The organism is Micromonospora krabiensis, from assembly GCF_900091425.1.
GTDB classification, from domain to species: Bacteria; Actinomycetota; Actinomycetes; order Mycobacteriales; family Micromonosporaceae; genus Micromonospora; species Micromonospora krabiensis.
In genome coordinates, this window is record NZ_LT598496.1 from 5,966,498 (window position 1) to 5,990,107 (window position 23,610).

17 protein-coding genes are annotated in these 23,610 nt (G+C 71.7%); 9 read left to right on the plus strand and 8 right to left on the minus strand.

What is annotated here, in order from left to right; all coding sequences use genetic code 11:
- Window positions 1–85: 85 nt before the first annotated feature.
- The 3 genes from GA0070620_RS27435 to mce all read right to left on the minus strand — a co-directional run bounded on the left by GA0070620_RS27435 (window position 86) and on the right by mce (window position 3,803).
- The gene (locus GA0070620_RS27435; RefSeq protein WP_091595591.1) at window positions 86–1,336 is read right to left on the minus strand and encodes a coiled-coil domain-containing protein; all 1,251 of its coding nucleotides are present in this window, start codon (window positions 1,334–1,336) and stop codon (window positions 86–88) included.
- 333 nt (window positions 1,337–1,669) lie between these two features.
- Window positions 1,670–3,025 carry a crotonyl-CoA carboxylase/reductase gene (ccrA, locus tag GA0070620_RS27440; RefSeq protein ID WP_091595593.1) on the minus strand — a complete coding sequence of 452 codons (1,356 nt, stop codon included), beginning with the start codon at window positions 3,023–3,025 and terminating at the stop codon, window positions 1,670–1,672.
- Between the two features lie 304 nt (window positions 3,026–3,329).
- A complete protein-coding gene (gene mce, locus GA0070620_RS27445; RefSeq protein WP_091595595.1) occupies window positions 3,330–3,803 on the minus strand; it encodes a methylmalonyl-CoA epimerase in 474 nt (157 codons plus the stop codon).
- Between the two features lie 62 nt (window positions 3,804–3,865).
- Here mce and GA0070620_RS27450 point away from each other — a divergent pair, with 62 nt between their 5' ends.
- From GA0070620_RS27450 to GA0070620_RS33285, 7 genes are all read left to right on the plus strand, one after another.
- Window positions 3,866–5,056 carry an acetyl-CoA C-acetyltransferase gene (locus tag GA0070620_RS27450; protein WP_091595597.1) on the plus strand — a complete coding sequence of 397 codons (1,191 nt, stop codon included), beginning with the start codon at window positions 3,866–3,868 and terminating at the stop codon, window positions 5,054–5,056.
- An 8-nt stretch (window positions 5,057–5,064) separates the two neighbouring features.
- A complete protein-coding gene (meaB, locus tag GA0070620_RS27455; protein ID WP_091595599.1) occupies window positions 5,065–6,057 on the plus strand; it encodes a methylmalonyl Co-A mutase-associated GTPase MeaB in 993 nt (330 codons plus the stop codon).
- Window positions 6,058–6,171: 114 nt separating this feature from the next.
- Window positions 6,172–6,555 (plus strand): Asp23/Gls24 family envelope stress response protein, encoded by a 384-nt coding sequence (locus GA0070620_RS27460; protein ID WP_331713214.1) that lies wholly within the window; start codon window positions 6,172–6,174, stop codon window positions 6,553–6,555.
- Window positions 6,556–6,648: 93 nt separating this feature from the next.
- Complete coding sequence (locus tag GA0070620_RS27465; protein ID WP_091595603.1) at window positions 6,649–8,337, plus strand: acyl-CoA mutase large subunit family protein; 1,689 nt, start codon at window positions 6,649–6,651, stop codon at window positions 8,335–8,337.
- A gap of 227 nt (window positions 8,338–8,564) precedes the next feature.
- Window positions 8,565–9,476, plus strand: coding sequence for a tetratricopeptide repeat protein (locus GA0070620_RS27470; RefSeq protein ID WP_091595605.1), 912 nt, complete (start codon window positions 8,565–8,567; stop codon window positions 9,474–9,476).
- Between the two features lie 84 nt (window positions 9,477–9,560).
- Window positions 9,561–10,919: an arginase family protein gene (locus GA0070620_RS27475; protein WP_231921990.1), complete on the plus strand. Its 1,359-nt coding sequence runs from the start codon at window positions 9,561–9,563 to the stop codon at window positions 10,917–10,919.
- A gap of 27 nt (window positions 10,920–10,946) precedes the next feature.
- A complete protein-coding gene (locus GA0070620_RS33285) occupies window positions 10,947–11,096 on the plus strand; it encodes a hypothetical protein (RefSeq protein WP_157741716.1) in 150 nt (49 codons plus the stop codon).
- A 172-nt stretch (window positions 11,097–11,268) separates the two neighbouring features.
- Here GA0070620_RS33285 and GA0070620_RS27480 read toward each other — a convergent pair whose 3' ends face one another.
- Window positions 11,269–13,230, minus strand: coding sequence for a penicillin-binding transpeptidase domain-containing protein (locus tag GA0070620_RS27480; protein ID WP_091595607.1), 1,962 nt, complete (start codon window positions 13,228–13,230; stop codon window positions 11,269–11,271).
- Between the two features lie 291 nt (window positions 13,231–13,521).
- On the opposite strand from GA0070620_RS27480, the gene GA0070620_RS27485 reads away from it, so the two are divergent.
- Window positions 13,522–18,579, plus strand: a complete 5,058-nt coding sequence (locus GA0070620_RS27485; protein WP_091595609.1) for an NAD-glutamate dehydrogenase — start codon at window positions 13,522–13,524, stop codon at window positions 18,577–18,579.
- Window positions 18,580–18,639: 60 nt separating this feature from the next.
- Here GA0070620_RS27485 and GA0070620_RS27490 read toward each other — a convergent pair whose 3' ends face one another.
- Window positions 18,640–19,341: a class F sortase gene (locus GA0070620_RS27490; RefSeq protein ID WP_091595611.1), complete on the minus strand. Its 702-nt coding sequence runs from the start codon at window positions 19,339–19,341 to the stop codon at window positions 18,640–18,642.
- On the minus strand, window positions 19,325–20,452 hold the full coding sequence (locus tag GA0070620_RS27495) for a hypothetical protein (protein WP_091599451.1): 1,128 nt from the start codon (window positions 20,450–20,452) through the stop codon (window positions 19,325–19,327). The genes GA0070620_RS27490 and GA0070620_RS27495 overlap by 17 nt, the downstream gene beginning before the upstream one ends.
- Before the next feature lie 509 nt (window positions 20,453–20,961).
- On the opposite strand from GA0070620_RS27495, the gene GA0070620_RS27500 reads away from it, so the two are divergent.
- The gene (locus GA0070620_RS27500; RefSeq protein ID WP_091595613.1) at window positions 20,962–22,707 is read left to right on the plus strand and encodes a glycoside hydrolase family 6 protein; all 1,746 of its coding nucleotides are present in this window, start codon (window positions 20,962–20,964) and stop codon (window positions 22,705–22,707) included.
- Window positions 22,708–22,818: 111 nt separating this feature from the next.
- Here the strand turns inward: GA0070620_RS27500 and GA0070620_RS27505 are convergent, their stop codons facing one another.
- Complete coding sequence (locus tag GA0070620_RS27505) at window positions 22,819–23,202, minus strand: hypothetical protein (protein ID WP_091595615.1); 384 nt, start codon at window positions 23,200–23,202, stop codon at window positions 22,819–22,821.
- 78 nt (window positions 23,203–23,280) lie between these two features.
- Window positions 23,281–23,610: a hypothetical protein gene (locus GA0070620_RS27510; protein ID WP_091595617.1), complete on the minus strand. Its 330-nt coding sequence runs from the start codon at window positions 23,608–23,610 to the stop codon at window positions 23,281–23,283.

Sequence of the window (23,610 nt, forward strand, 5' to 3'; positions counted from 1 at the left end):
CAGGGTGGGGAAAGCACGCGGCGCGGGGCCGCACCGGTTGTCCGGTGCCGCCCCGCGCCGCGTCATGCCCCGACCTGGCGGTTTGTCAGCTGGCCGTCTCGGCGGCCACCTTGTCGCCGCCGGCCTTCTCGGCCTCCGGCTTGGCGTTGGCGCCGGCCGGCACGCCCGGGACGATGCCGGCGAGGCCGGACAGCATCTGGCCGAGCTGCGAGGTGACGGCGTCCTTCTGACGGGTGAGGTCCTCGACCTCCCGGCGAGCGGCCTGCGTGGTCAGCTCGGCCTCGGTGCGCGCCTCGCTGAGCAGACGCTGCGACTCGGCCTTCGCCTCGTTGAGGGTCTTCTCGGCCAGGGCCTTCGCCTTGTCGACGGTCTCGTTGGCGGTGCGCTCCGACTCGACCCGGCGCGCCTCGGCCCGCTGCTCGATCTCCTTCGCCCGCTCCTGCGCGGCCCGCGCCCGCTGCTCGGCCTCGCTGACCAGCTTCTGGGTCTGCGCCACCTGGGCGGCGTGCCGCTCGGACTCCTCGCGCTCGGCCTTCTCGCGCCGCTCGGCGAGCTGGAGCTCCAGGGCCTGGAGGTCCTTGTCCCGCTTGTCACGGGCGTCGGTCAGCAGCTTGGTCGCCTCGGCCCGCTTCTCCTCGGCCTCCCGCGCCGCCTTGGCCCGCTGCTGGGTGATCTCGCGCTCGGCGGTGGCGCGCAGGGTCGCCACCTCCCGCTCGACGGTCGACTTCAGCTCGGCGACCTCGTGCGCGGTGACGGTGCGCAGCTGCTTGGTCTCGCGCTCGGCGTCGGCGCGCAGCGTGTCGGCCTCACGGCGGGCCTGCACCCGGACCTCGGCGGCCTCTCGCTCGGCGGCGGTGCGGACGTTGCCCGCCTCGCGCTCGGCGGTCGCCTTCATGGCGGCGGCCTCGGCGCGGGCCTTGTCGGTGATCTCACGCGCCTCCAGGCGGGCGGCGGAGAGGATGCCCTCCGACTCGCGCTTCGCCTCGCTGCGGTGGTCGTTGGCCTGCTCCTCGGCCAGCCGGAGGATCTGCTCGACGCGGGTGCCGAGGCCGGAGAGGGTCGGCCGGCTGTTCTCCTCGAGCTGCTTGTTGGTGTCGGTGAGCTTCTGCTCCAGCGCGCTCATGCGCTGCTCGGCCTGGCGGAGGCGACGCTGGGCGTCGTTCATCCGCTGCTCGGCCTCGGCACGAGCCTGCTCGGACTGGGTCAGCGCGGCGGTCATCCGGCCGATGAAGTCATCGACCTGGTGCGTGTTGTATCCGCGCAGGCCAACGGTGAAATCTGGCTGCGAGTTCGCGTTATCGAAGAACGCGAGAGGGGAGGACTGCTGCTGGGGCATTGGGACATACTGGCAGACGCCCCAGGGTGCTTCGCAAGAGCGGTACGAACCTTTCGCGTCCTCTTTACATGGTCAACTCCCGCCCGACGGGGTGACCGGAGCAGACAGCGATCTTGGCTGCTCTCGGGCGGGTGCGGCGGCACGGAGCGGAGCGCGGAAAAGGGCCGCGGGCACCACCCGCGACCCTTTGTCCGGCCGACCTCGGGATCGCACGAAAGGATCTCGGCGAGCCGCGCGAAAGACGTATCGTGCCCGCCCCAATGGCCATCCGCCGCTCCACCGGACGGCCGCCGGAGCGGTCCCCGTCGTCCCGCCGCCGGGCCGCCGCGACGGTCAGTGACCGCGGAAGCGGTTGATGGCGGTCTCGTGCCGGGCCCGCAGCTCCGGGTCGCGGACCCCAAGGCCGTCGCGCGGCGCGAGGCAGCGCACGCCGACCTTGCCCTGGTGGGCGTTGCGGTGCACCTCGTACGCGGCCTGGCCGGTCTGCTCCAGCGGGTATGTCCTCGACACGGTCGGATGCACCCGACCCAGCGCGACGAGTCGGTTGGCCTGCCACGCCTCGTGGTAGTTGGCGAAGTGGCTGCCGACGATCCGCTTGAGGTGCATCCACAGGTAGCGGTTGTCGTACTGGTGCTGGAAGCCGCTGGTGGACGCGCAGGTGACGATGGTCCCGCCGCGCCGGGCGACGTAGACGCTGGCGCCGAAGGTCTCCCGGCCCGGGTGCTCGAAGACGATGTCCGGGTCCTCGCCGCCGGTCAGCTCGCGGATGCGCTCACCGAAGCGCCGCCACTCGTCCTGGTCCTGGGTCTCCTCGTCCTTCCAGAACCGGAATCCCTCGGCGGCGCGGTCGATGACCAGTTCGGCGCCCATCTTCCGGCACAGCTCGGCCTTCTCCGGCGAGGAGACGACGCAGACCGGGATGGCCCCGCCGTTCAGCGCCATCTGGGTGGCGTAGCCGCCGAGGCCGCCGGAGGCGCCCCAGATCAGCACCACGTCGCCCTGCTTCATGTTGGCGCCGTGGTGGGACACCAGCTGCCGGTACGCCGTCGAGTTGACCAGCCCCGGGCTGGCCGCCTCCTCCCAGCTGAGGTGTCGCGGCTTGGGCATCAGCTGGTTGGCCTTCACGACCGCCAGCTCGGCCAGCCCGCCGAAGTTGGTCTCGAAGCCCCAGATCCGCTGCTGCGGGTCGAGCATCGTGTCGTCGTGGCCGGCGGCGTCCTCCAACTCCACGGAGAGGCAGTGCGCCACCACCTCGTCGCCGGGCAGCCAGCGGGTCACGCCGGGGCCGGTGCGCAGCACGACGCCGGCCGCGTCCGAGCCCACCACGTGGTATGGCAGGTCGTGCCGTCGGGTCAGGTCGGAGAGCCGCCCGTAGCGCTGGAGGAACTTGAACGTGGACAGCGGCTCGAAGATGCTGGTCCAGACGGTGTTGTAGTTGATGGCGCTGGCCATCACCGCGATCAGCGCCTCGCCGGGGCCGAGCTCCGGGGTGGGCACCTCCTGGACGTGCAGCGCCTTGCGTGGGTCCTTGTCCCGGGTCGCCATGCCGTCGAACATGCGGGTCTCGTCGGCCCGTACGACCACGCCCCGGTAGGTCTCCGGCACCGGAAGTCCGGCGAGGCCCGCGAGTTCGCGGTCCGGGTCGTTCGAGTCCTCCGCCGCCATGATCGCTTCGAGGATGTCCTGCACGGTGACCTCCCGTTCGTCCGCACCCGCGCGGGGCCTGGGTGCTGCCATCGTCGGCGCCGGTGCGACCGGCCGCCATGTCGTCGTCCGACACAACCGGCCGCCGGGGTCGCGCTCCTGTTGGAGGCGGACGTTACTGAACGGTAGCTAGGGCGGGAAGTCCTCTGTGAAAAATCGCATCGGCCGATGCGTGAAGGTGTCCGGGAGAACGTTGCACCGTGCAGTGACGTGCTCCCGGCGCCCCGTTCACGACGTCGCCGGGCCGTGCGCCGGCCCGGCGGGGACGCCCCGCCGGGCCGGTGCACGGTCAGTGGCCGGGGGCCGGCTCGACCAGCTCGACCAGGACGCCGCCGGCGTCCTTCGGGTGCACGAAGTTGATCCGCGAGTCGGCGGTGCCGCGCCGCGGGCTGTCGTAGAGCAGCCGCATCCCACGCTCGCGCAGCGCCGCGCAGGCCGCGTCGATGTCGGCCACCGTGTACGCCACCTGCTGCACGCCCGGGCCGTTGCGGTCGAGGAACTTCGCGATGGTGCTCTCCGGCGAGAGCGGGGCGAGCAGCTGGACGCAGCCGCCCTCGGTGGTCGGGCCGACGGCCAGCATCGCCTCCCGGACGCCCTGCTCGGCGTTGGTCTCGGTGTGTACGCAGCGCATGCCGAACGTCCGCTGGTAGAAGTCGATCGCGGCGTCCAGGTCGGCCACGGCGATCCCGACGTGGTCGATCCGGCGCAGCCCGATGTCTGTGACGTAGTCCGCAGCGGGCTCGACGGGGGAGTTCTCAGCCATGGCGCTAGTCTGGCCGAACAATCGTTAAGGCGTACAGGTCGGCACCCCCCTCGGAGGCAGGTATGGCTTCGGTGATCATCAGCGGCGCGCGGACCCCGATGGGGCGCCTGCTGGGCAACCTCAAGGACCTCCCGGCCACGAAGCTCGGCGGCATCGCCATCAAGGCCGCCCTGGAGCGGGCCGGTGTGAGCCCCGACCAGGTGCAATACGTGATCATGGGGCAGGTGCTCCAGGCCGGTGCCGGCCAGATCCCGGCCCGTCAGGCGGCCGTCGAGGCGGGCATCCCGATGTCGGTGCCGGCGCTGACCATCAACAAGGTCTGCCTCTCCGGTCTGGACGCGATCGCCCTGGCCGACCAGCTGATCCGGGCCGGTGAGTTCGACGTGATCGTGGCCGGCGGCATGGAGTCGATGACCAACGCCCCGCACCTGCTGCTGGGTCAGCGCGGGGGCTACAAGTACGGCGACGTGGTGGTCAAGGATCACATGGCGCTGGACGGGCTCACCGACGCCTGGGACTGCTGCTCGATGGGCGAGTCCACCGAGCGCCTCGGCGCGAAGCACGGCATCTCGCGCGAGGAGCAGGACGCGTTCGCCGCGGCCAGCCACCAGCGGGCCGCCGCCGCGCAGAAGAACGGCCACTTCGCCGACGAGATCACCCCGGTGGTCATCCCGCAGCGCAAGGGCGACCCGCTGGTCATCAGCGAGGACGAGGGGATCCGGCCGGACACCACCGTCGAGTCGCTGGGCAAGCTGCGCCCGGCGTTCACCAAGGACGGCACCATCACCGCCGGCAGCTCCTCGCCGATCTCCGACGGCGCCGCCGCCGTCGTCGTGATGAGCAAGGCCAAGGCCAAGGAGCTGGGGCTGACCTGGCTGGCCGAGGTCGGCGCGCACGGCAACGTCGCGGGCCCGGACAACTCCCTGCACTCGCAGCCGTCGAACGCGATCCAGCACGCCCTGCGCAAGGGTGGGCTGAGCGTCGCCGACCTCGACCTCGTCGAGATCAACGAGGCGTTCGCCCAGGTCGGTGTCCAGTCGATCCGCGACCTGGGGATCAGCCCGGCGAAGGTGAACGTGAACGGCGGGGCCATCGCGCTGGGCCACCCGATCGGCATGTCCGGCGCCCGGCTGGTGCTCACGCTCGCCCTGGAGCTGAAGCGCCGGGGCGGCGGCACCGGTGCGGCGGCGCTCTGCGGGGGCGGCGGACAGGGCGACGCCCTGATCATCCACGTTCCGGCAGCGGGCGAGTGAGCGGAACCATGGCCGACGCCCCGACCGCCGACGCCGTCCCGGTGCGGCGGAGTCGGGACGTACCCCTGCTGGTCGAACGGGCCCGCGCGGGTGACCCCCGCGCGGTGGCCCGCCTGATCACCCTCGTGGAGAACGGCGACGAGGTGCTGCGGGACATCGCCGCGGCGCTGGCGCCGTACGCCGGTCAGGCCCAGGTGGTCGGGCTGACCGGCTCGCCCGGGGTGGGCAAGTCGACCACCACCAACGAGCTGGTCCGCGCGCTGCGGGCGCGCGGGCACCGGGTCGGGGTGCTGGCGGTCGACCCGTCCAGCCCGTTCACCGGTGGCGCGATCCTCGGCGACCGGGTCCGCATGCAGGACCACGCCACCGACCCCGGGGTCTACATCCGCTCGATGTCCAGCCGGGGTCACCTCGGCGGGCTGGCCGCGGCGACCCCGCAGGCGGTGCGGGTGCTGGAGGGCGCCGGCTGCGACGTGGTGCTGGTCGAGACCGTCGGGGTCGGGCAGGCCGAGGTGGAGGTGGCCTCGCTGGCCGACACCACGCTGGTGCTGCTCGCCCCCGGGATGGGCGACGCGATCCAGGCGGTCAAGGCGGGCATCCTGGAGATCGCCGACGTCTTCGTGGTCAACAAGGCCGACCGGGACGGCGCCGACGCGACCTACCGCGACATCCAGGGCATGATCGCGCTGGGCGAGCGCGGCCCGGGCGACTGGCGTCCCCAGGTCGTGCGGTCCGTCGCCGCGCGGGGCGAGGGGATCGACGACATCGCCGCGGCCATCGACAAGCACCGCGGCTGGCTGGTCGAGCACGGCGAGCTGCGCCGCCGGCAGGAGGCGCGGGCCGCCGCCGAGATCGAGGCCATCGCGCTGGGCGTGCTGCGGGACCGGATGGGCTCGCTGCGCGACGGTACGGAGCTGCCGTCGCTCGCGGCCAAGGTGGCCGAGGGCGCGATCGACCCGTACGCCGCCGCGGACCAGCTGCTGGAGCAGCTCGGGAGCTGACCGGTCCACTGCGGACCGTCCGGTCTTAGTACGCTCGCACCGCCCCTCGGAACCCCGGGGGCGGTGCGACGTTTTGGGGAGACCATGGCTGACGAGGCGACGCAGGAGCAGTCGGTGACAGCGGTTCCGGCGACGGGCGGGACGACGTCCGTCGACGACGACGTGCTGGAGAAGATCGCGGTGGCCGCGGCCCGCGCGGTGCCCGGCGTGACCGACCTGGGCGGCGACGCGGCGCGGATGCTCAACTCGGTGCTCGACCGGATCGGCCTGGACAACGTCGGCGACGCCACCCGGGGCGCCTCGGCGAAGGTCGTCAACGGCGGTGCGGTGATCGACCTGTTCATCGTCATCGAGGCCGGCCGCACGGTGCCGGAGGTGACCGAGGCGGTCCGCGCGAAGGTGACCGAGGCGGTCGAGGCGTACGGGCTGCGGGTCGACGCCGTCAACATCCGCGTCGACGACGTGGCGCTCGCGGAGCCGCCGGCACCCACCGCCTGACCAGGTTACCCACGGGTACCAAGTTCCTTAGCGATCGTTCAGGCCGGGGCTCTACACTCGACGTGCAGTCGAGCTCGAGGAGGAGCCCCGCCCATGAACGCCGACGAGATCGCCGCCGGACGGGCCCGCTGGCAGGCCCGGTACGACGCCGCGCGCAAGCGGGACGCGGACTTCACCACCCTCTCCGGGATGACCGTGGACCCGGTCTACGGCCCCCCGGAGGGTGTCGCCTACCCGGGCTTCGAGCGGATCGGGTGGCCGGGCGAGTACCCGTACACCCGGGGTCTCTACCCGACCGGCTACCGCGGGCGGACCTGGACCATCCGTCAGTTCGCCGGCTTCGGCAACGCCCGCCAGACCAACGAGCGCTACAAGATGATCCTCGGGGCCGGCGGCGGCGGGCTCTCCGTCGCCTTCGACATGCCGACCCTGATGGGCCGCGACTCCGACGACCCGCAGTCGCTCGGCGAGGTCGGCCACTGCGGCGTCGCGGTGGACAGCGCCGCCGACATGGAGGTGCTGTTCGACGGCATCGACCTGGCCGGCGTCACCACCTCCATGACGATCTCCGGCCCGGCGGTGCCGGTCTTCTGCATGTACCTGGTCGCCGCCGAGCGGCAGGGCGCCGACCTGTCGAGCCTCGACGGCACGCTCCAGACCGACATCTTCAAGGAGTACATCGCGCAGAAGGAGTGGCTCTTCGACCCGGAGCCGCACCTGCGCCTCATCGGTGACCTGATGGAGTACTGCGCCCGGGAGATCCCGCGCTACAAGCCGCTCTCCGTCTCCGGCTACCACATCCGCGAGGCCGGCTCGACCGCCGCGCAGGAGCTGGCGTACACGCTGGCCGACGGGTTCGGCTACGTCGAGCTGGGCCTCTCGCGCGGGCTGGACGTGAACGTCTTCGCGCCCGGGCTGAGCTTCTTCTTCGACTCGCACGTCGACTTCTTCGAGGAGATCGCCAAGTTCCGGGCCGCCCGCCGCATCTGGGCCCGCTGGCTGCGCGACGTGTACGGCGCCACCAGCGAGAAGGCCCTCTGGCTGCGGTTCCACACCCAGACCGCCGGTGTCTCGCTGACCGCCCAGCAGCCGGTGAACAACGTCGTGCGTACGGCCGTCGAGGCGCTCGCCGCGGTGCTCGGCGGCACCAACTCGCTGCACACCAACGCCCTGGACGAGACCCTGGCCCTGCCCACCGACGAGTCCGCCGAGATCGCCCTGCGTACGCAGCAGGTGCTGATGGAGGAGACCGGAGTCGTCAACGTGGCCGACCCGCTGGGCGGCTCCTGGTACGTCGAGGCGCTCACCGACAAGATCGAGGCCGAGGCGGAGGAGATCTTCGCCCGGATCCGGCAGCTCGGTGGCGAGGGCCCGCACCAGATCGGCCCGATGACCTCCGGCATCCTGCGTGGCATCGAGGACGGCTGGTTCACCGGCCACATCGCCGAGTCGGCGTTCGTCTACCAGCAGGCCCTCGAGAAGGGCGACAAGAAGATCGTCGGGGTCAACTGCCACACCGGCACGGTCGCCAAGGACCTGGAGATCCTGCGCATCTCGCACGAGGTGGAGCTGGAGCAACGGCGGATGCTGGCCGAGCGGAAGTCCGGCCGGGACGACGCCGCCGTGAAGGCCGCGGTGACCCGGATGGTCGAGGTCAGCCGCACCGGCGAGAACATGATCCCGGCGATGCTCGACGCCGTCCGGGCGGAGGCCACCCTGGGCGAGATCTGCGACGCCCTCCGCGCCGAGTGGGGCACCTACCGAGAGCCCGCCCGCTTCTAATCCCACCCGCACCCCCCGCCCCCGTCTTCCGCCCTCCTCTCCCCACGCGATCTTGCGTTTCGGCCCCGGCAAATGCCGCGGAAGCCCCATAGCGAGGGCCGAAAGCGCACGATCACGGAGAGGGGGGCGGTGGTGTCCGGGGAGGGGCGGTGAGCAGGGTGAGAACTGCAACTGTCGCCGTCGCGGTTGATCTGAGTTCGGCGGCGTCCGTGCGAGACTAGGTAACCATGAGCGACCCACGGATCACCTCGTCGATCTTCACCCGCGGCGCGGTCGACCTCAGCGCGCTGCGCACCCCTGCCCCGACCTCCACCCCGGCCCAGGCGGGGCCCCCGGCCGGAGCCCCCGGCGGCGCGGTGGGCGGCGCCGGCGTCACCGTCATCGACGTGACCGAGGCGACCTTCCAGACCGAGGTGCTGGAACGGTCCCTGACCACGCCGGTCGTCATCGACTTCTGGGCCGAGTGGTGCGAGCCGTGCAAGCAGCTGTCCCCGGTGCTGGAGCGGCTGGCGGTCGAGGGCGGCGGCGCGTGGGTCCTCGCCAAGATCGACGTGGACACCAACCCGCGGATCGCGCAGATGTTCCGGGTGCAGGGCATCCCCATGGTCTACGCCGTGATCGGCGGGCAGCCCGTCGACGCGTTCTCCGGCGTGGTGCCCGAGGCGCAGCTGCGGCAGTGGATCCAGGCCGTGCTCAAGGCCGGTGGCGTGACCGTGGCCGAGCCGACCGATCCGCGGCTCGACGAGGCCGACGACGCCCTGATGAGCGGCGACCTAGACGCCGCCGAGCGGGCGTACCGCAAGATCCTCGCCGACGCCCCGGCGGACGCCGCGGCCGAGGCCGGCCTGGCCCAGGTCGGTCTGGCCCGCCGGGTCGCCGGGGCGGATCCGCGGGCGGCGCTCGCCGCCGCGGACGCCGACCCCGCCGACGTGGACGCCCAACTCCTCGCCGCCGACATCGAGGTGCTGAGCGGCCTGGCCGAGCAGGCATACCAGCGCCTGGTCGGCGTGGTGCGGCGCACCGCCGGCGACGAGCGGGAGAAGGTACGCCAGCACCTGGTCGGCCTCTTCACCATGGCCGCCCCGGAAGACCCCGCGGTGGCCGCGGCCCGGCGGGCCCTGGCCAGCGCCCTGTTCTGAGCAACGACACGGTTCCGAGCACGTAGCACGCCAGCGCGGGCCGGCGTACCGGCCGGCCCGCCCGACCTTCGAGGACGGGAGCTCATGATGCGCCGGATCGCCGTCCTCGACGCGCCGACAAACCTGGGTCTGCGACCGCCCACGCCCAGTTCGGTCCCCGGCTGCGGGAAGGCGCCCGGTGCGCTGCGCGACCACGATCTGCTGGCCCGGCTGAGGGCCCGGGACGCCGGCTGCCTGACCCCGCCCCGCTACGACCCCGGCGACTGGCGACCCGGCGACGGGGTGTGCCACGCCCGGGAGATCGGAGACTACTCGGTCGCGCTCGCCGACCGGATCGGCTCCATCATCGACCGGGGTGAGTTCCCGCTGGTGCTCGGGGGCGACTGCTCCGTCCTGCTCGGCTCCGCGCTGGCCATGCACCGCCTCGGCGAGGCGGTCGGCGGCCGCATCGGACTCGTCTTCGTCGACGGGCACTCCGACTTCCGCCACCCCGGCAACGCGTCCTACGTGGGCGCCGCCGCCGGTGAGGACCTGGCCCTGGTCACCGGCCGGGGGCAGGCCGACCTGGCCGCGATCGAGGGGCGCCGGCCGTACTTCCGCGACATCGACGTGGTGGTGCTCGGCATCCGGGCCCAGGACGAGTACCGCCTCGACCTTCAGGCCGCCGGCATCATCACCCGGCCGGTGCCCGCGCTGCGCGCCGAGGGTGCCGCCCGCACCGCCCAGTGGGCGCACGAGCAGCTCGCCGACTGCGCCGGTTACTGGGTGCACATCGACGTGGACGTGCTCGACCCCGCGGTGATGCCGGCCGTCGACGCGCCCGACCCCGGCGGCATCGCCTTCGCCGAGCTGGAGATCCTGCTCGCCGGCCTGGTGGACACCCCACACTGCCTCGGCGTCGAGTTGACCGTGTTCGACCCCGACTACGACCCGGACGGCACGTACGCCGCCGAGATCGTCAACACCGTCGTGGCCGGGCTGGCCCCGGTGACCGCGCCGGAGGCGGTGCCGCCACGGCTGCTCCCGGGGCCGTCCGCCGCGCCCTCCCCCCGCCGGGGCAACGGGCGTCCCGTCCCGCCGGTGGCCGCTGCCGCTGCCGCTTCGGCCGCGGGCGTCGCTGCCGCCGCTTCGGGCGCCGCCGACCACGGCGACGCCCAGTCCCTAACCGTCGACGCCGACGAGCCGGGCCCGGCCGCCGTGTTCGGGCTGGAGCCCGTCGGTCCGCCCGCCTCGGCCGGACCGGGTCGACTTCGCCGGTCCTCGGCCGCAGCCGCCGGCCTGGAGGCGACCCTGGGTTCGGCTCCGGGGCCGGGGTCCGGGCCTGGGGCGGCGTCGCGCTCGGGGCCGGGTCCGGCTCCAGGTGGTGGATCGGTGGCGGAGCCGGAGCCGGACAGCGTCCCGCCCGACGAGGACACTCCCCGTTCGGCCGCGGGCTTCGCCTGATACCTCGGGTCGGCCAGCCTCTCGCTGGTGCTGGTGCTGGTGCTGGTGCTGGTGCTGGTGCTGGTGCTGGTGCTGGTGCTGGTGCTGGTGCCGGTGCCGGTGCCGGTGCCGGCGGCGTTGTGGTGCCGGCGGTGGTGGTGCCGTGGTGCGGGTGGCGGCCGGTCCGCTGCGGGGTGAGGCCTCGTCCACTCCGTCTCGCTGATATCGCGCCGTCCCGTCGCTGGGGCGTGCGGGCCCCGCTCCGCCCTCCGGCCGGTGATCAAGAGGTTTGCGTCATCGGCGAGCCGATTCCTGACGCAAACCTCTTGATCACCTCGGCGTGGGGTGGGGTGCGGTGGGTGGGTGGGGGTCAGCGGGGGAGGGCGCGGAGGAAGCGCTCCGTGATCGGGACGGCGGACGCGGCGCTCGATCCGCCCTGCTCGACGAAGACGGCGAACGCCACGTCGCCCTGCCAGCCGACGAACCAGGCGTGCGTGTGCGCGGGGTTGTTGTCGTACTCGGCGGTGCCCGTCTTGCCGTGGACCGGCTGACCGGGCACGTCCTTCAGGGCGCTGCCGGTGCCGGCGGTGACCACCTCCCGCATCATGGCCCGGACCGCGTCGACCGACTCCTGCTTGAGCTGCGGGCCGGCGGCGGCCGGCTTGGCCGGGGCCGGGTCCAGCAACAGCTTCGGCTGCTCGAAGCGGCCCTTCGCGACGGCCGCGGTGGCGGCGGCCATGGCCAGCGGGCTGACCACGGTGGTGCCCTGACCGAACGCGGCGGCAGCCTGTTCGGCCCCGGACCCGTTGGCGGAAACCTTGCCGCTGAACGCGTCGACGCCAACGTCCCACTGGCCCTCCAGGCCCAGCGAGCGGCCGGCGACGGCCAGCCCGTCGGCGCCCAGCTTCGGCGCCAGGGCCGCGAAGGCGGTGTTGCAGGACTTGGCGAAGTCGGTGCGGAACGGCACCGGCCCGAGCGCGAAGTTGTCGGAGTTCTTGAACGAACGGCCCTCCACCGTGAAGGTCTTCGGGCAGTCAACGGTCGCGTCCGGGGTCACCGCGCCCTTGTCGAGCAGCCCGAGCGCGCTGACCATCTTGAACGTCGAGCCGGGCGGGACCTGGGCGGTGAAGGCCAGGTTCTCGCCGGCCGGGCCCGGGCCGTTGGCGGCGGCGAGCACGGCGCCATCGCTGATGCGTACGGCCACCAGCGCGGAGCGCCGCGACTCGCCGCGCAGCGCCGCGTCGGCCGCGTTCTGGGTGGCCACGTCGAGGGTGGTCTTCAGCGGCTGGCCGGGCTCGGCCTTGTGCTGGAACACCTCGGTGCCGGTGGGCACGAGCTTGCCGTCCTCGCCCGGGTGTTCGAGGATCACGCTGAGGCCGGGCCTGCCGCGCAGCCGCTCGTCGTAGCGGCCCTGGAGGCCGCCGTGTCCCACCAGGTCACCGGCGACGTACCGGTCGGGGTGGGCGGTCAGGTCGTCGGCCTGCGCCGGGTCGACCGAGCCGAGCAGCGCGCGGGCGAACTCCCGGGTCGGGGCGAGGTCCAGCTTCTCCGACTGGAACTTGGTGCCGGGCAGGTCGTAGATGCGCGGCTTGATCTGCCGGTAGGCCTCGTCGCGCAGCGTCACGACTTCGACGAAGGCGCCCGGGTCGGCCTCGGCGAGCCGCTTGGGCAGGTCGGTGAGGTCCACCGCGGGCACCAGCGCGGGGCGGATCGCCCGGAATGCGGCGTCCAACTTGCCGACCAGGTCCTTGACGTCGGGGACCTGGTTGGGCTGGATGCCCACCCGGACCACCGGTCGGGGCGCCACGATTGGCTGGCCCGCGCCGTCGAGCACACCGGCGCGGGGGCTGGGGTCCCGCCGCAGCCCGAACCGGTCGCCGTCGGTGAGGCGCTCGTGCACCACCCGCGGCTCCCAGATCACCTGCCACTGGTCGTCGCCGCCCCGGGTCAGCCGCACCTCCCGGTCGTATGCCCAGGGAATGCCACCGGGCAGCGTCCACTCCACGCGGATGCCGGCGGTGGCGACGTCGGCGGTGATCTTGGGATCTCCCCGGCGGCTCAGCTTGGGCGGGGTGGCCGACAGCTCGCCGGCGATCTCCTTGAGCTGCTGGCTGACCTCGGCCGCCGGGATCTTGGCGCCGGCGGTGTCGACCAGGCCGACCGCCTGGAGGTCGCCCTTGCGCCAGCCGTCCAGGAAGGCGTCGACGCTGCGCTCCGGGCCGTCGCTGTCCGAGCAGGCGGTGAGGCCGCCGGCGGCGAGCGCCGCCGCGAGGAGCGCGACGAGGGGAGCGCGGAGGCGGTGACGCCCGGAACGGGGGTACGACAGGTGCATGGAGCGGGTCCTTCCGATCATCGAACTGTCCTGCACGCTAGTACGCCCACGCTGTCCCCACTGTCCCGCGATGGGCGGCGACGTGCCAAAAGACGGACCGGCGACAGTGTGATGAACATCGCGCGGCGGGGTACACCGCAAGCGGCCTACCTCGGACCCGCAACGGGTGAAAGGACAAAGTCCCGATCCGGACGTCCGGCTGGTGGTCCGCCAAGGAAGGGGCACAACGGCAGGGCCTAGGCTGGGCGGAAGAATGACCCACAACGCGGTGGGTCGAGGGGAGTGGCACCGATGGACCGGCGTCCGGCGATCAAACCGGAACCCGACCTCCGGCAGGTTGACACCGGCCGGGACGACGACAGCTTCGATTCGGCGACCGACGGGGACGGCTACGGCCGGCTCGACATGGGCGTTACCGGGCTGACCGGGTCGAGCATCGACACGATTTACGACCTCGGCCTACCGGCGGAGGCCCTGGCCGACGACGCGGAGGATTCCGAGCTCGACGAGCCGGTACCCAACGCGGAGCGGCTGGTGGCCCAGGCCGTCGCGCTCGCCGGGGACGACCACGACGCGGCGACCCTGGTCAGCCGCTTCTGGCGGTTCGCCCCGGACGAGGAGCTGATCGGCTTCACCGCCGAAGAGATGCTCGACGCGGCCCGCGCGCACCGCGAGCTCGCCGCCCAGCGGGTGCCGGGCGAGCTGAAGCTGCGCATCCACGAGCCGGACGCCGAGCAGCACCACAGCGTGATCGAGATCGTGACGGACGACATGCCGTTCCTGGTCGACTCGGTGACGGCGCTGCTCAACTCGTACCACCTGGACGTCCACCTGCTGGTCCACCCCCTGCTGGTGGTCCGCCGCGAGCCGCTCGGCCGACTGACCGAGGTGGCCGCGGACGTGGAGCCGGACGACGCCATCGCCGGTGACCTGGTGGAGAGCTGGATGCGGATCGAGATCGATCCGGTCCGGGACGCCGCCGAACGGGACCGGCTGCGCCGGGAGCTTCAGCGGGTCCTCACGGACGTGCGGGAGGCGGTGGAGGACTGGCCGAAGATGCGCCAGCGCGCGCTGGCGATGGCCGACGAGCTGGCCGCCGCCCGCACCAGCGACAACCGTCCGCCGGTGCCGGAGAAGGACATCACCGACTCGGTGGAGCTGCTCCGCTGGCTCGCCCAGGACCACTTCACGTTCCTCGGCTACCGGGAGTACCGGCTGGTCGAGGGCGGGTCGGACGGCCCGGCGCTGGAGGCGGTGCTCGGCACCGGCCTGGGCATCCTGCGGCAGGACGCGCCGGACGCCCGGTCGCTGTCCTCGATGACGCCCGAGGCGCACGAGAAGGTGCTGGAGAAGCGCCTGCTCATCATCACGAAGGCCAATTCGCGGGCGACGGTTCACCGTTCGGCCTACCTGGACTACATCGGCTTCAAGGTGTTCAACGAGGCCGGCGAGGTCGTCGGGGAGCGCCGCTTCCTGGGCCTGTTCTCGACGGCCGCCTACCGGACGAGCGTGCGGGAACTGCCGGTGGTCCGCCGCAAGGTGGCCGAGGTGCTGGACCGCTCCGGTCTGAGCATGCGCAGCCACTCCGGCAAGGACCTGCTCCAGATCCTGGAGACCTACCCGCGCGACGAGCTGTTCCAGATCAAGACCGACGACCTGTACCACGCGGTGATCGGTGTGCTGCGCATGGCGGGTCGCCGGCAGCTACGGGTCTTCCTGCGCCGCGACGCGTACGGGCGGTTCATCTCCTGCCTGATCTACCTGCCCCGGGACCGGTTCACCACGCAGAACCGGCTGCGGATGCAGGACATCCTGCTGCGGGAGCTGAACGGTGTCGGGGTGGACTACACGACCCGGGTCACCGAGTCGATGCTCGCCCGCGTCCACTTCATCGTCCGGACCGACCCGACCAAGCCGCCGGGTGACGTCGACGCCGACCTGCTCGCCGAGGAGTTGGCCGACGCGACCCGGCTCTGGGACGACGACTACCGGCTGGTGCTGGAGCGCAAGCTCGGCGACGAGCAGGCCAAGCACCTGTTCGCCCGGTACGCGGACGCGTTCCCGGAGGGCTACAAGGACGGTCACACGCCCTACGAGGCGATGAAGGACCTGGCGAAGCTGGAGCTGCTGGAGGAGCCCGGCCAGCTGGAGATGCACCTGTTCCGCAAGCAGCTGGCACCTCGGGCGGGCGCCCGGACGCCGGGTGACCTGGACGAGACGCTGGACGTCCGGTTCAAGGTCTACCGGTACGGCGAGCCGATGATGCTCTCCGCCGTGCTGCCGGTGCTGCACTCGCTCGGTGTGCGCGTCATCGACGAGCACCCGTACGAGGTGGACCGGATCGACGGCCGCATCTGGCTGTACGACTTCGGCCTGCACCTGCCCGAGGGGCACCAGGAGCTGGCCGAGGTGCGCCCGCACGTGGAGAACGCGTTCGCGGCGGCGTGGCGGGGCGAGGCCGAGGTCGACGGGTTCAACGAGCTGGTGCTGCGGGCCGGGCTCACCTGGCGTCAGGTGGTGGTGATCCGCGCTTACGCGAAGTACCTGCGGCAGGCGGGCACGGTCTTCTCCCAGGACTACATGGAGCAGACCTTCATCGCCTACCCGCGCATCGCCGAGCTGCTGGTGGAGCTCTTCGAGACCCGGTTCGCGCCGGGCGAGGCCGACACCGAGCAACGGCAGCGGCGCAGCGGCGAGCTGGTGGAGACCATCCGCGAGCAGCTCGACGACGTGGCCAGCCTCGACCAGGACCGGATCCTGCGGTCGTACCTGACGCTGATCCAGGCCACCCTGCGCACCAGCTTCTACCAGCGGCGCGAGGACGGGCGGCCCAAGTCGTACGTGGCGCTGAAACTCGATCCGCAGGCGATCCCGGACCTGCCCGCGCCGCGGCCGAAGTTCGAGATCTTCGTCTACTCGCCACGGTTCGAGGGTGTGCACCTGCGGTTCGGGCCGGTGGCCCGGGGCGGTCTGCGCTGGTCGGACCGGCGGGAGGACTTCCGCACCGAGGTGCTCGGCCTGGTCAAGGCGCAGATGGTGAAGAACACCGTCATCGTGCCGGTGGGCGCCAAGGGCGGCTTCGTGCTCAAGCAGAAGCCGGGGGACCGGGACGAGGCGGTCATCTGCTACAAGCAGTTCGTCTCGGCGCTGCTCGACGTCACCGACAACATCGTCGGCGGGCAGATCGTGCCGCCGGTCGACGTGGTCCGGCACGACGGCGACGACCCGTACATGGTGGTCGCGGCGGACAAGGGCACCGCCACCTTCTCCGACATCGCCAACGAGGTCTCCGCGGCGCACAACTTCTGGCTCGGTGACGCGTTCGCGTCCGGCGGCTCCGCGGGCTACGACCACAAGAAGATGGGCATCACGGCCCGGGGCGCGTGGGAGTCGGTCAAGCGGCACTTCCGGGAGCTGGGGCACGACACCCAGACCGAGGACTTCACCGTGGTCGGCGTCGGCGACATGTCCGGCGACGTCTTCGGCAACGGCATGCTGCTCTCCGAGCACATCCGGCTGGTGGCCGCGTTCGACCACCGGCACATCTTCCTCGACCCGGACCCGGACGCCGCCACGTCGTACGCCGAACGGAAGCGGCTGTTCGACCTGCCGCGGTCGTCCTGGGAGGACTACAACCCCGAGCTGATCTCGGCCGGTGGCGGCGTCTACTCGCGTACCGCCAAGTCGATCCCGGTCACGCCGCAGGTCCGCGCGGCGCTCGGGCTGGACGACGCGGGGGACCAGATCTCGCCGCAGGAGCTGATGCGGGCGATCCTGAGCGCGCCGGTCGACCTGTTCTGGAACGGCGGCATCGGCACGTACGTCAAGGCGTCCAGCCAGACCAACGCGGAGGTGGGCGACAAGTCCAACGACGCGATCCGGGTGGACGGCAAGAACCTGCGGTGCCGGGTGGTCGGCGAGGGCGGCAACCTGGGCTTCACCCAGCTCGGCCGCATCGAGTACGCGTTGACCAGCGGTCGGATCTACACGGACTTCATCGACAACGCGGCCGGCGTGGACACCTCGGACCACGAGGTGAACATCAAGATCCTGCTGAACAGCGCGGTCGGCGACGGGGAGCTGACCACAGCCGAGCGGGACGAGCTGCTGGCCGGGATGACCGACGAGGTCGCCGAGCTGGTGCTGCGGGACAACTACGACCAGGCGCGGGCGATCAACAACGCCCAGGCCCAGGCCGCCTCGCTGCTTCCGGTGCACCGCCGCATGATCAACGAGCTGGAGCGGTCCGGCGCGTTGGACCGCTCGCTGGAGGCGTTGCCGCCGGATGAGGAGCTGGCGGTACGGATCGAGTCCGGGCTGACCGCGCCGGAGTTCGCGGTGCTGCTCGCGTACGTGAAGATCGTGCTGGAGCGGGACATCCTGGCCGAGGGTCTGGCCGACGAGGAGTGGACGACCGACGTCCTGGTCAACTACTTCCCGACCCCGATGCGCGAGCGCTTCGCCGACCGGATGTCGCGGCACCGGCTGCGCCGGGACATCGTGACCACGGTCCTGGTGAACGAGGCCATCAACCGGGGCGGCATCTCGTTCGTGTTCCGGGTGGTGGAGGAGACGGCCGCCTCGGCGGCGGACGTGCTCCGGGCGTACGTGGTGGTCCGTGAGGTCTTCGGCCTGCGGGAGCTGTGGGACGCGGTCGAGGCGTTGGACAACAAGGTCTCGCCCGAGTTGCAGACCAGCGTCTACCTGGACACGCGGCGGCTGCTGGATCGGGCCGTGCGGTGGCTGGTGACCAACCGCCGTTCGCCGATCGACGTGCCGTCGGAGATCCGGCGCCTGCGGGACGGGGTGGCCCGCCTCCTGCCGGGGCTGGAGAACCTCTTCTACGGCAGCGAGCGCGAGGCCATCACGGCGCACATCGACTCGATGACCGAGCGAGGGCTGCCGCGAGAGCTGGCCGAGCAGGCGACCCGCCTGATGTACAGCTTCGGCCTGCTCGACGTGGTGGAGACCGCGACCAGCAGCGGCCGGGACGTCGGCGAGGTGGCGTCGGTCTACTTCGTGCTCTCCGACCTGTTCCGGGTGGACTCGCTGCTGTCGAAGATCTCCCTGCTGCCGCGGGAGGATCGCTGGCAGACGCTGGCCCGCATGGCGCTGCGGTACGACCTGTACGCCGCGCTGGCCGCGCTCACCGCCGAGGTGCTCGGGTCCACGCCGGACAGCCTGCCGCCGCAGGAGCGGGTGCACCAGTGGGAGCAGTCGAACGCGACCTCCATCCACCGGGCGCAGCGCGCGATGGGCGAGTTCGACGAGTCGCGGGCGGACCTGGCCGCCCTGTCGGTGCTGCTGCGTCAGATCCGCACGCTGGTGCGGACCTCCGCCGCGGCCTGAGCCACGGACGCGGTCCGGCCGGTCGGTGCACGCCGACCGGCCGGACCGTTTCGTGTTCTCTCAGGTCACCAGACTGGCGAAGACGATGACGTTGTTCAGGTAGCTGCGCGCGGTCTCGTCGAACAGGCCACCGCAGGTGACGACCCGCAGGCCGGGCCGGTCACTGGGTCCGTAGACCAACTCGGTGGGGAAGGCCGTCTTCGGGTACGAACGGACCGAGTCCACCCGGAACGTGAGCGTCCGGCCGTCCGCCCGCTTCACCGTGAGGGTGTCGCCCGCCTGCATGGCGCCCAGGTCGAAGAAGACCGCGGGCCCGAGCTTGGCCGAGTCGACGTGCCCCATGACGACGGCGTTGCCGACCTCGCCGGGGCTCGGCCCGGGCTCGTACCAGCCGGCGAACTGCGCCTGGTCCAGCGGGGGCACCTGGACCGTGCCGTCGGGGTTCGTGCCGAGCGACATGATCTGCGCGTCGACCCCGATCCGGGGAATGGTGATCGTGGTGGGTGCGGAACGGGGGAGGCCGGTCGCGGTGGGAGCGGCCTCGGCCGGCTGGTCCGCCTCGGTGGGCCCGGTGCCCTCGGGGCCCGCCTGGGCCAGGGGCTGCGGCGGTCGGGGCACGGAGTGGGGCTTCATGGCGGCGCCGAGCATGCCGGCGCCGGTCATCGCGACCAGGAGGAGGACGACGGCGGTGCCGGCGGCGCGCCACGGTTTCCCGTGACGGCCGCCGGCCCGTGTCGCCGTCCCGTCAGACGAGGGACTCATTGGTCCGCCGGCGACGCATCAGCACGATCCCGCCGAGCGCGGCAGCGCCGAGCAGGCTCGCCCCACCGGCGGCCAGGCCCCGGTCGGTGCCGCCGGTCATGCCGCCGTCACCGGCGTCGACCCCACCGCGCGGCAGCACGATCAGCTCGCCCTCGCCGCACGAGCCCTTGAGCTCGTACTTGCCCGGCTTGGCGTGCTTGTCGACCTTGGCCTCGCCGTAGTACACGAAGTCGCGCTCGTGCTTCCAGTCGTCCTTGCCCTTGCCGTGGTCGGACTTCTCGTCCTCCCAGCCGTTCTCACGGTCCTTGGAGTCCCACGAGCCGTTCTCGTCCGAGCCGTACTCGTCCGAGCCGTACTCGTCGTGGCCCTTCGAGTCCTTGTCCGACTTCCAGTCCGAGCCGTTCTCCTCGTAGCCGTTCTCACGGTCCTTGGAGTCCCACGAGCCGTTCTCCTCGTGGCCCTTCTCGTCCTTCTTGTCGCCCTTCTCGTCCTTCTTGTCGCCGCCACGGTCCTCGGCGTCCTGGCCGTGCTCGTAGCCGTTCCAGTCCTTGCGGTCCTCGTCCTTGCCGGAGTCCGCGGCGCCGCCACCCTGGCCGTACGGCTGGTCGCCGTTCTCGTCCTTGCCGTTCTCGTCCTTGCCGTTCTCGTCCTTGCCGTGTTCGTCCTTGCCGTTGTGGTCCTTGCCGTTCTCGTCCTTGCCCTTGTCGTCCTTGCCGTGTTCGTCCTTGCCCTTGTCGTCCTTGCCGTTCCAGTCCTTGCCGTGTTCGTCCTTGCCCTTGTCGTCCTTGCCGTGTTCGTCCTTGCCGTCACGGTCGTAGGAGCCCTCGTCGCCCTCGCGCCAGTCGCCACGGTCACCCTTGACCGGCTTCAGGTCGACCTTGCCGGTCACCTTCGACCAGACGAAGGCGTGTTCCTGCTTCTCGGAGCAGATCTCGAGGAGCTTGACCTCCTCGCCGGCCTTCACGACGTGCGGCTTGGCGATGACCTTGCCATCGCGGTCCTTGCCGTCGTGGTGACCGTCCGCGAACGCGATCCCCGGCGTGAAAACCAGGAGGGACGCGCCACCGAGGGCGGCGCCCGCGACGACCTTCCCGAGCATCTTCTTAGCCATGACCTGCGTCACTCCATCCCCTGTTGTCCTGAACTCGGCGACACCCGAGCTAAGGCCGACGTTAGACCGTTTCATGAGCTATGAAGGGAAAGATTCGTGTTTCTACGTGTCTCGGTGTTACGCCCCGTAAGCGCGATACAAGCCCCCTCAAGGTGCGGGCTTCGGGTCGTCACCCGAATGGGGCCGCATCCCCGTTCATGCCCTACGCTGCACCGGCGTCGGGAGCGGCTATCGAGGGATTGCTATGGAAGCGCTCCCATGCAAGAATCGCTCCACGCGGTACGGGGAGCCACACCGCGCAGGCAGGTGTCGAGGGCATCCGGTCCACCGGACGACACTCCGCCGCCGGCCGACCGGACACGGTCGACCCGCACCACCACCAACACCGCCCGTCCGGGTCGGGCGCCCCCAAGAATCCCGTCGGTGCCGGCGGTCGTCCCCGGGACGTCCATCGGGCCACCTCGCCGGGCCGTATCCCGGACCCGGTCTCGCCCAAGGAGATCTGTGGCATGAACGTGTGGAGAAGGCTGTCCGGCCCACGCCGGGCGCTCGCGCTCGCCGGCGCGGGAGCCCTGGTAGCCGGCGGGCTGGTGACCATCCCCGTCACCGTGGCGCACGCGGCGACCCAGTGCGACGTGACCTACTCGACCAACGACTGGCCGGGCGGGTTCACCGCGAACATCACCATCAGGAACGTCGGCGACCCGATCAACGGCTGGACGCTGGGCTGGACCTTCCCGAACGCCAGCCAGCGGGTGCAGCAGGGCTGGTCCGCGGAGTTCACCCAGTCGGGCAGCCAGGTCACCGCGCGCAGCCTGTCGTACAACGGCAGCCTCGCCACCGGGGCGTCGACCAGCATCGGCTTCAACGGGGCGTGGAGCGGGAGCAACCCCAAGCCGACCGCGTTCACCCTCAACGGGGTGACCTGCAACGGCGGGACCACGCCGCCCACGACGCCCCCGCCGACCACCCCTCCGTCCACCACCCCGCCACCGGGCAACAAGGTCGACAACCCGTACGCCGGGGTCCGCGGCTACGTGAACCCGGAGTGGAAGGCCAAGGCGGACGCCGAGCCGGGCGGCAGCCGGGTCTCCAGCAACCCGACCGCGGTGTGGCTGGACCGGATCGCCGCGATCAACGGCACGCCGGACAGCAGCTCCAACGGTGCCTTCGGGGTCCGCGACCACCTCGACGAGGCGCTGCGGCAGGGCGCCGGCTACATCCAGTTCGTGATTTACAACCTGCCCGGCCGGGACTGCTCCGCGCTGGCCTCCAACGGTGAACTCGGGCCGGACGAGCTGCCGCGCTACAAGGCCGAGTACATCGACCCGATCGCGGCGATCCAGGCCGACCCGAAGTACGCCAGCCTGCGGATCATCAACGTCATCGAGATCGACTCGTTGCCGAACCTGGTGACCAACACCTCCGGTCAGCCGGGCGGTACGGCGATGTGCGACACGGTGAAGGCCAACGGCGCGTACGTCAACGGTGTGGGCTACGCCCTCGCCAAGCTCGGCGCGATCGGCAACATCTACAACTACATCGACGCCGGCCACCACGGCTGGCTCGGCTGGGACAGCAACTTCGGTCCGACGGCCGACCAGCTGAAGGCCGCCGCCGTGGCCTCCGGCAGCACCGTGCGCAACGTGCACGGCTTCATCGTCAACACGGCCAACTACTCGGCGCTCCGCGAGCCGTACGTCAAGATCACTGACCAGGTGAACGGTCAGACGGTGCGGCAGTCCAGGTGGATCGACTGGAACCAGTACGTCGACGAGCTGTCGTTCGCCCAGGCGTTCCGGCAGAAGCTGGTGTCGGTCGGCTTCGACTCCGGCATCGGCATGCTGATCGACACGTCCCGCAACGGCTGGGGCGGCACCGCCCGACCCACCGGGCCGGGCGCCACGACCAGCGTCGACACCTACGTCAACGGTGGCCGGATCGACCGCCGGCTGCACGCCGGCAACTGGTGCAACCAGGCCGGCGCCGGCCTGGGCGAGCGGCCGAGGGCCAACCCGGAGCCCGGCATCGACGCGTACGTCTGGGTCAAGCCCCCGGGTGAGTCGGACGGCTCCAGCCGGGAGATCCCGAACAACGAGGGCAAGGGCTTCGACCGGATGTGCGACCCGACCTACGGCGGCAACGCGCGCAACGGCAACAACCCGACCGGTGCCCTGCCGGACGCGCCGATCTCCGGCGCCTGGTTCTCCGCCCAGTTCCAGGAGCTGATGCGGAACGCCTACCCGGCTCTGTGAGGGTGCCGCCCGCCTGCCGCCGGCAGTAGGTGAGGCACTCCGGCGACAGGCTTCCCGGGTCCCCGGCTCGACCGCCGCGGCGGTCGAGCCGGGGACCCCACGCGTACGGGGTCAGGGGAGGGTCTTCTCCACCGCCGCCTGCCCCAGCTCGTCGAGGTCCCGCCGGGCCCGCTCCAGGTTCTCCGGCGTCACGTCCTGGCCCCGGGCCATCACCAGGTCCTCGGGGTCCCAGGGCTGTTCGCCGCCGGTGCGGATGTTGTCCCCGCCCGCACCCGTCCCGGTGCCGGTGGCCCCGGTCCCGGCCGCGTACGGGTCGCCGATGAGGTCGTCGGTCGGCGCGCCCTGGTCACCGGGGTCACCCGGCTCCGTGAAGGCCGGGTTGTCCCGGTCGGCGCCGCCGCCGGTCATGAGCTGCGGGACGGTGCTGTCGTCGTCCACCGCGGCGGCCATCTCGGGGCTCTCCTCCAGCGGCGGTTGCCGGTCACGATCGGTCATGCTGCTGCCCTCCTGTCCCGGCGCGTTCCTGACCCCTTCCGGCGTACCCCGTGCGGCGGCCCTCATGCCCGCCGGGGCTCAGCGCTCGGTGTCGGGGGGACCGATCACCCCGCGCTCCTCCGGGCTGGCGGGCGGTTCGGCCGGACGTAGCCACTGCCAGAGCAGCATCAGCAGGCCGAACCCGAGCATCGCCAGGCCGGCCCAGAGGTTGATCCGTACGCCCTGCGCCTTGTCGATCTCGGCCTGACTGTCGAACAGCCCCACGAGGGTGACGATGATCCCGTACACCGCGAAGAGACCACCGATCACGCGGCGGATGTCGAACAGGCGCGCGGCGGCCGAGCGCCGCTGCTCCGCCTCGGCCCCGGTGACGAGCGGATCGCGGGCCGGCTCGCTGCGGTTGTTCAT